At 75.6% G+C, this 6,680-nt stretch carries 8 protein-coding genes; 5 read left to right on the top strand and 3 right to left on the bottom strand.

All coding sequences use genetic code 11. The features are described from left to right. Positions 1-445: 445 nt before the first annotated feature. Complete coding sequence (locus tag SSBG_RS35090) at positions 446-937, bottom strand: SDR family oxidoreductase (RefSeq protein ID WP_008748661.1); 492 nt, start codon at positions 935-937, stop codon at positions 446-448. On the opposite strand from SSBG_RS35090, the gene SSBG_RS36240 reads away from it, so the two are divergent. Beyond that, positions 921-1,253 (top strand): hypothetical protein, encoded by a 333-nt coding sequence (locus SSBG_RS36240; RefSeq protein WP_234010636.1) that lies wholly within the window; start codon positions 921-923, stop codon positions 1,251-1,253. The genes SSBG_RS35090 and SSBG_RS36240 overlap by 17 nt on opposite strands. Next, the gene (locus SSBG_RS33370; RefSeq protein ID WP_234010635.1) at positions 1,154-1,597 is read left to right on the top strand and encodes a hypothetical protein; all 444 of its coding nucleotides are present in this window, start codon (positions 1,154-1,156) and stop codon (positions 1,595-1,597) included. Before SSBG_RS36240 ends, SSBG_RS33370 begins: the two co-directional genes overlap by 100 nt. Here SSBG_RS33370 and SSBG_RS23985 read toward each other — a convergent pair. Together SSBG_RS23985 and SSBG_RS23980 are read right to left on the bottom strand one after the other, a co-directional pair. Beyond that, entirely contained in the window at positions 1,581-2,711 is a 1,131-nt protein-coding gene (locus tag SSBG_RS23985) for an alpha/beta hydrolase (RefSeq protein ID WP_008748659.1), read from the bottom strand. The genes SSBG_RS33370 and SSBG_RS23985 overlap by 17 nt on opposite strands. 530 nt (positions 2,712-3,241) lie before the next feature. Continuing rightward, positions 3,242-3,949 (bottom strand): class II aldolase/adducin family protein, encoded by a 708-nt coding sequence (locus SSBG_RS23980; RefSeq protein ID WP_008748658.1) that lies wholly within the window; start codon positions 3,947-3,949, stop codon positions 3,242-3,244. Between the two features lie 145 nt (positions 3,950-4,094). Between SSBG_RS23980 and SSBG_RS23975 the strand changes: the two genes are divergently transcribed. The 3 genes from SSBG_RS23975 (at position 4,095) to SSBG_RS23965 (ending at position 6,665) form a co-directional block, all read left to right on the top strand. After that, on the top strand, positions 4,095-4,820 hold the full coding sequence (locus SSBG_RS23975) for a lysozyme (RefSeq protein ID WP_037870510.1): 726 nt from the start codon (positions 4,095-4,097) through the stop codon (positions 4,818-4,820). Between the two features lie 274 nt (positions 4,821-5,094). Continuing rightward, on the top strand, positions 5,095-6,378 hold the full coding sequence (locus SSBG_RS23970; protein WP_008748656.1) for an inorganic phosphate transporter: 1,284 nt from the start codon (positions 5,095-5,097) through the stop codon (positions 6,376-6,378). 11 nt (positions 6,379-6,389) lie between these two features. Continuing rightward, positions 6,390-6,665, top strand: coding sequence for a hypothetical protein (locus tag SSBG_RS23965; RefSeq protein WP_008748655.1), 276 nt, complete (start codon positions 6,390-6,392; stop codon positions 6,663-6,665). Positions 6,666-6,680: the final 15 nt, after the last annotated feature.

Genomic DNA, 6,680 nt, shown 5'->3' with positions numbered 1-6,680 from the left:
TGGGGTCCCCTCCGGCGGGCGGGGGGCGGGGCGGCGTGGCCGCCCTTCCGCGACCGTACGGACGGGGGCCGCGAGCGGGGCGCGGCCGACGAGTCGGAGTCTGGAGTCGCGCGGGATACGGGACGTCACGCAAGGCAGTGTCCCCGGTGACGGGCCGAAAGCCCAAACGGAATGAGTGAGACCGGGACGAATGGGGCCGTAGGCCCCGTTGCTCGGGATGGGTGCCGTGGCCGGGGGGTGCGGCTTGCGGGGCTCTGCCCCGGGCCCCGCTCCTCAAACGCCGGAGAGGCTGGAAACGGGTGGACCTCGGGGAAAAGGCGCACCCGGACCGGCGTGTCCCTCGGGGCTCCACCCCCGGCCCCGCTCCTCAAACGCCGGAGAGGCTGAAATCGGGGCCCCGCCGCACCGGAAACTGGGCCCGTTCGCCTGGGGAGAGGGGTGGGTGTCAGGCCAGGAAGCCTCCGTCCACTGCCAGGTGGGCGCCGGTGATGCAGGCGGTCTCCTCGCCGGTGCCCACGCGCCGCATCGGGATGCCGGTGTCGGCCACCTTCCGGGTGCCCTCCGGGTTTTTCTGGGTCATGTCGGTGTCGATGACGCCGGGTTGGAGCTCGTTGACCCGTACCCCTCGGGCGCCGAACTCGATCGCCGCGCCGCGGGTGAGACCGCGGATGCCGTGCTTGGCGCTGGAGTGGTCGGGGGTCGGGCCGCCCCGGTCGGCGAAGACGCTGGAGACGCCGCGACGGCGGCCCGGGCGGCCTCGGTGCCGGTGACGTCCAGGACCACCGGGAGAACGGGCCCCGTACTTCTCGGCCAGGTCCGCGAGCTGCCCGGGCCTGCGGGCGGTCGCGATCACACGGTCGCCCGCGACCGCGCACGGCGTGCGGGAGGTGTCCCTGGCGGGCATCGCGCAGGAGATCGGGATGCACAAATCGGCCATGCTGCGCTACTTCGAGACGCGCGAGGACGTATTCCTGGAGCCGGCCGCCGACGGCTGGACCACCTGGTCGGCGGAGGCCCGCTCCGCGCTCGGCGCCCTCGCCACGAGCGGCGGGCAGGCACCCGGCCGGGCTCCCGCGCGAGGGGACGGCAGGAGCACCCGCAGGCCGAACGCCGCGTGGCCGCCCCCCTCGCGCACTCGCTCGTCTCACGGCCCTTGTTCTGCGACCTCCTCGCGCACGCCCCGCTCGACCTGGAGCGCGACGTCTCCCTCGACCGGGTACGCGAGTCCAAGATCCGCGCGCTCACCGCGGTGACGGACGTGGGCACCGCGCTGTGCACCGTCACCCCGCTCCGGCTCGACCAGGCGCGCAGCGTCGTGAGCACCGCCACCTCGATGGCCGGCGCGCTGTGGCAGGCCGCGGCGCCGACCACGACGCCGCGCGAGTTCTACGCGGCCGAGCCCGGCCTCGCGCACGCGGTCGTGGACGTCGAGCCGGCCCTGACCGGCGTCCTCGACGCACTCCTCACCGGCTATGCGGTCCAGACCGCCCGTTCCCTGTCCGACCGACCGGCGCCCGCTGCGGCGGCGCCGCGCCCCGGCCCGGGGCCGCCCGCGAGGCGGCCGGACGGCGCCGGGGCGGTCACATCAGCGGCGTGAGGAAGCGGCGCAGCGCCTCCTCGTAGGACCGCGGGTCACGGTTCCAGACGGCGCCGTGCGGCGCCTCGTCCACGGTGTGCGTGACGACCAGGTCGGGGCGGGAGCGCGCGAAGGCGCGGGCCAGGGAGTACGGGGCGAGGGCGTCGTCCTCGCTCTGCGCGAGGAAGACGGGCACGCGCAGCGCGTGCGGGTCGGCGGCCCGGTCGACCCGTTCGGCGGGCAGGCCCGCGCGGCCCTGCGCGGCACGTACCGCGAGCGGCAGCACGAAACCGGGGGTGCGGCGGGCCGTGGCCAGCCCTTCCAGCGCGTGCTGCCAGCTGAGGACGGGCGAGTCGAGGACGAGTCCCGCGACGCGGTCGCGGTGCGCGGAACGCGCCGCCACGCGCAGCGCCATCGCCGCGCCGGTGGACCAGCCGAGCAGCACGACGCGCCGCGCCCCCTGCCGCAGCGCCCAGCTCACCGCCGCGTCGAGGTCCTGCCACTCCTCCTCGCCGAAGCGCGTGAGCCCGCCCGCGGCCGCCGGGGCGCCCGGGTCTCCCCGGTAGGCCAGGTCGAGCACCGGGAACTGGGAACGGTGCAGGAGGTCCATGAGGGCGAGCGGGTGCTCCCGGGTGGTGCCGAGCCCGTGCGCGGCGATCACCCAGGTCGCGCGCGCCGCCGGGACGTACCAGGCGGGCAGCGCGCCGGACGGGCCGGGGATCTCGACGTCCTCGTAGTCGAGGCCGAGCACCGTGCGCGGGGTGCCCGTGTACACCTGCGGGGTCAGCCGGGCCTGCGCGCCGGAGGTGAACTCGCCCGCGCCGTCGATGAGTTCGCGCACCACCGTGTCGGCGCGGTGCGCCTCGGACTCCAGCACGGGACCGACGGCCGCGTGCCTGCCGTCCTCGCCCGAGAGGCCGTAGACGCCGGGGCGGAGCGAGGCGAGGGCCCGGGTCAGGGTGACGCGGTCGGCGGTCGCCGTGTGCACCGTGAGCTTCGGCTCGGTGGGCAGCGGGCGGCCCGGGCGGGGCCGCAGGCCCGCCTCGCCCGCCATGCGTCCGGCGGCGACGGCGGCGGCACCGGCGCCGAGAAGGGCGGTCAGCGCCGCCGCGGTCGCTTGGACGGTCGTCTTCACGGTGCGCACCCCGCCAGTCTCCACCCGCTTCCGCGGCCCGGCCACCGGACGGCCGCCGGTGGGGGCGCAAAGCGCCCGGGGCAGGGAGAGGGAGCCGCGCGCGGCGCCGGGGCCCGTCCGGACGGGCGGGCGCCAGCCCTTGCCGGTGCGGCGCCGCCCCGGCCGGTGGCGGCGGGCCGTCCGGGCCAGCCGCAGCAGGCGGCGGGCGGTGAGCGCGGGGCCCACCACGGGGAGGCGGCGGGCGGCGAGGACCAGACGCAGGCGCGCGGGGAGGCGGCGGGTGAGGTGGCGGCTGAGGTGCCGCGTGGCGGGGATTCGGGGCAGCGCGGTACGACGCGGTTTCGGCACGGGACGATTCCTCTCCGGGCACCTGCTGGGACGGGAGCCCCTTTCAGGCGTCTTCCCCTTCTGGGCCGCTCCTCCCGCCCGGACCGGGCAGTGCGCCCGTGCGGCGCAGTGGAGGCGAGCGGTGGCGGAGAGGGCGTGCGCCGGTGGAGGGGGCGGCGGCGGGCCCGGGGCCGCCTGCGTTCTCAGTCTCCCGTCCTGCCGCTTCCCGTACCGTCCGGCGGCTGTCCGTAGCCGCTCAGTTTGCGGGCGGCCTCGTCCAGTTCCGCCGGGGACAGGACGCGGGGCGGGCGGCCGGGGACGGCGGCGGCGAGGAGCCAGACCTGGCAGAGCCAGTCGAGTTGCGCGGTGCGGTCGTAGGCGGTCGGCAGGTCGGCGGCCAGGGTCAGGGTGCCGTGGTGGGCGAGGAGGCAGGCGGTGCGGCCGGTGAGGGCCGCGCGGACCGCGTCGGCCAGGGCCTCGGTGCCGTAGAGGGCGTACGGGGCGACGCGGACCGGGCCGCCGAACAGGGCCGTGACGTAGTGGACCGGCGGAACCTCGTCGACCAGGAGCGAGACCGCCGTCGCGTGTGCCGCGTGCGTGTGGACCACGGCCCTCGCCTCGGGGCGGTCCCGGTGGACGGACAGGTGGAGCGGGAGTTCGCTCGTCGGGCGCAGGGTGCCGAGCACCTGACGGCCCGCCGGGTCCACGGCCACCAGGTCGTCCGCGCCGAGTTCCCCGTACGGGACGCCCGTCGGGGTCACGAGGATCAGGGTGCCGAGGGCGGGGTCGTCCACGCGGACCGAGACGTTGCCCGAGGTGCCCGTGACGAGTCCGTCGGCGACGCTGCGGCGCGCCGTGGCGAGCAGTTCCGCCCACGCGGCGCGCGTGGCGGGGGCCGGGGTGCGTGTCATGCGCGCCATCCTCGCAGGCGCCCCCACCGCGCCGCCGCGTGCGGAAGAGAACAGGACGAATCGCGGTCATATTTACCGCTTTGTTGACATGTCAGTCGTTACGCTCGGCGGAATTCCTGTTCTCGTCCTTCTTCCCGGGGGCCTCATGAGACGTCTTCGCCGCACCCGTTCCGTCCTGCTCGGCCCGGCGGTCCTCGCCGCCGCGCTCTCCACGACCCCGGCCCTCGCGGCCGGACCCCAGGGGCCGCGCGGGCACGACGTCTCCGCGCACCAGGAGGCGGTGGACTTCCGCCAGGCGCGCACGGACGGCGCGCGGTTCACGTACGTGAAGGCGACCGAGTCCACGTCGTACCGCAGCCCCTCCTTCCGCGAGCAGTACGACGGCGCGGCGAAGGCGGGGCTGCTGCGCGGCGCGTACCACTTCGCCCTTCCGGACCGCTCCTCGGGCACCGCGCAGGCCGCCTTCTTCGTCCGCAACGGGGGCGACTGGCGGCCCGACGGGCGGACGCTGCCGCCCGCGCTCGACCTGGAGGCGAACCCGTACGACAGCGCGCACAAGTGCTACGGCGTCAGCAAGGCGAAGATGCGCGCCTGGATCAGCGACTTCAGCGACGAGACGCTGCGGCTCACCGGGCGGCGGCCGATGCTCTACACGACCGCGCACTGGTGGAACACCTGCACCGGGAACAGCACGGCCTTCGCGCGGACGCATCCGCTGTGGCTCGCGAACTGGGCGGGCAGCCCGGGGCCGCTGCCGGCCGGGTGGACGTACTGGACCGTGTGGCAGCACGCGGTGAAGGGGCCGCTGCCCGGGGACCAGAACGTGTTCAACGGCTCGGCGGCGGACCTGGAGCGCTTCACGGACGGCTGAGATCCCGGAGAAGCGGGCCCGGGGCGTGCCGGGCGCCGGGCCCGGGGCTGGGCGGGCCCGTGGGCGAGGCGGGAGCGGGGCGCAAGCGGAATCCGCGCGGGCGCGCGCCCGGCTCCCCGTCCGGGCTCCGCACGACCCCGTCCGGGCCCCGCACGACCCCCGCCCGGGCCCCGCTCCGCCGGGGGTCACCACAGCGCCCGCCCCAGTTCATCTTCCGTTCACTCGGATTGCTTACGTTCGGCGTGACATTGACGTCCAACAGAAGCCTGGGTAAATGGAACACATCACGCTTCTCCTCGGGATCGTGATCGTCACCGCTCTCGTGTTCGATTTCACGAACGGTTTCCACGACACCGCCAACGCGATGGCCACCACCATCTCCACCGGCGCCCTCAAGCCCAAGACGGCCGTGGCGATGTCCGCGGCACTCAACCTGGTCGGCGCCTTCCTCTCGGTGGAGGTCGCCAAGACGATCTCGGGGGGAATCGTCGACGAATCCGGGCTCAGGACGGAAGTGATCTTCGCGGCGCTCGTCGGCGCCATCCTGTGGAACCTCGTCACCTGGCTGCTCGGCCTGCCCTCCAGCTCCTCGCACGCCCTCTTCGGCGGGCTCATCGGGGCCGCCGTGATGTCGGCGGGGTTCTCCAGCGTCAACGGCGGCACGATCGTCACCAAGATCGTGCTCCCGGCCGTGGCCGCGCCCGTCGTCGCGGGTCTCGCCACCTTCGCCGCGACCCGGCTGACGTACCGCCTGACGCGCGGCGTGGACGAGAAGACCGGGGCGAAGGGGTACCGGGTGGGGCAGATCGCCTCCGCCGGCCTCGTCTCGCTCGCGCACGGGACGAACGACGCGCAGAAGACGATGGGCATCATCACGCTCGCCCTCGTCACGGGCGACGTCCTCAAGCCGGGCGCCAACCCGCCGGTGTGGGTGATCCTCTCGGCCGGGTGCGCCATCGCGCTCGGCACGTACCTCGGCGGCTGGCGCATCATCCGCACGATGGGCACCGGGCTCACCGATCTCGCCCCGCCGCAGGGCTTCGCCTCGCAGACCGGCGCGGCGACCGTGATCCTCGCCTCCTCGCACCTCGGCTTCTCGCTCTCCACGACCCAGGCGTGCTCCGGGTCGGTGATGGGCGCGGGCCTCGGGCGCAAGGGCGGCACGGTGCGCTGGTCGACGGCCGGGCGGATGGCGATCGCCTGGCTGCTCACGCTCCCGGCCGCCGCGCTCGTCGGCGCGGGCGCCGAGTTCCTGACCCGGCAGGGCACGTGGGGCGTCGTCCTCACCGGGGTGCTGCTCGTCGCGGGCGCCGGGACGATCTGGGTGCTGTCGCGGCGCAAGCCGGTGAGCCACCACGACGTGGCCGGTGCCGCCGAACCGGCGGGCGTCGTCACCCAGGCCCTCGCCTCGGTCGCGCCGCCGCCCGCGGGCGTCCTCACGGTGCCGGTCCAGCCGACCGCCGCGGACGCCCTGCGCTCCCCGCTCACGGCGGAACTCCCCGCCCCGCCCGTCACCGAGCCCCCGCGCCGCACCGCGGGCTCGGGCACCGCGGCCTGAAAGGAACCGGCATGAACATTGACTGGGCGGCACTCGGATCCGTCTTCGGCGTGAGCCTGCTCCTCACCGTCGGCATCGTCGGGGCCTTCGCCCTCGGCATCGTGGGCCTCTCGCGCGCCTCGGCGGCGACGGCACGCGACGGCGGCACGGGGACCGGCACGGGAACCGGCACAGGCACGGGTACGGGCGGCAGGCGGCAGGCGCTGCTCGCACGGCTCGGGGCGTACGCCTGCTTCGGGGTGTGCCTCGCGGCGGTCGCGTTCGGGATCTACGTGATCGTGGCCTGAGACCGGCGCGCGAAG

The sequence above is a fragment of the Streptomyces sp. SPB074 genome, assembly GCF_000154905.1.
Classification (GTDB): Bacteria; Actinomycetota; Actinomycetes; order Streptomycetales; family Streptomycetaceae; genus Streptomyces.
The sequence above is the reverse complement of the archived record's forward strand: the minus strand, read 5'-3'. Positions and strand labels throughout refer to the sequence as shown.